This window comes from Amycolatopsis sp. NPDC043889, from assembly GCF_056435645.1.
Map to the genome: position 1 here is coordinate 1 of NZ_JBWKEC010000075.1, position 1135 is coordinate 1135.

Here is a 1135-nt window from a genome sequence, read left to right on the forward strand (position 1 = left end):
CCTGGATCCACCGGTGGGTTTGAGTGTTGGTCTTGCTTGCTGTTGTTGATCATGGTGTGGCGGGGTGGGCAGGGTGGGTTGCCGGTCGTCGCATCCGGTGTGTCCACTGTGGTCTGGTGGTCGGGGCGGGTGGTCAGGCTGTTCGGTGTGTTGCGGTGAAGAGGGCCTGGTAGTGGTGTTGCCAGGGCCAGTTGGCGGGTAGTCGGAGGGTGATGTGGCGGGCGGTGCGGGTGATGCGGGCGGGGATGGTGATCAGGTGCCGGCGCAGGGTGCCGGTGCGGGCTTTGGCGTGAAAGACGCTGGTCAGGCAGCCGGTGGCGCGGAGCAGGTTGTGGGTGAGGCAGGCGAGGACGAGCCAGGCCTGGTTGGCGGGGAAGCGGCCGGAGGGGAAGTGTGCGAGGGCGGAGTCGTTGAGGTCGGCGAAGACCTGTTCGATGATCGCGTGTTTGCGGTGATATTCGTCGGCGAGGGGCAGGTCGAAGCCGGTGTCGGTGAACACGGCGTGGTAGTTCCAGACGCGGAACAACTCGCCCTGGTCGTTGGTTGTGAATCGTGGAGTGCGGCGGACCAGCAGCCGTGCGGTGACCTGGCGGCCGGGGTTCTGCGCGGTGTGGACGAACGCGGTCAACGTGGTTTCGGCGATCTCGGCATGCGTGATCAACTCGCCGGTCAGCGGGTCGGGGATCGGGTGCCGGTATTCGATCTCGCTCCAGTCGTCCTCGCCGATGTCGTTGATCGCGGCCTGGGTGGCCACGTTTTTCTGGGCTGTGACCGAGAAATACGCGCCCGCTTTCCGGATCGCGGCGATGATCGGGCCAGTGAAGAACGCCGAATCCGCGCGGACCACGATCGTCCCCGTCGCTCCGGCCCGGCGCGCCAGCCTGATCGCCTCGGTGATCATCGACGCCGCCCCGCGGCGGGAATCGCAGTTCCCGCCCCGCAACCGGGCGGTCAGGATCACCGGCGCGCAGACCGGGCTCGATACCGTGGCGATCAGGTGGTTCAGGCCGCGGACACCGTTATAGGCGAAACCGTTGCCCTGTTTGCCGTGGCCGTAGGTTTCCTTGATCTTGGCGTCGATATCGACGAACGCCAGCTGCTCGATCCCGGGCAACAGCGACGGAATCCGCCCGGC

At 66.5% G+C, this 1135-nt stretch carries 1 protein-coding gene; it reads right to left on the reverse strand.

Annotated elements, in window-relative coordinates; all coding sequences use genetic code 11:
- Window positions 1-133: 133 nt before the first annotated feature.
- The coding region (locus tag AC0685_RS43450; protein ID WP_478230855.1) for an IS1380 family transposase at window positions 134-1135 on the reverse strand (1002 nt) is incomplete at its 5' end.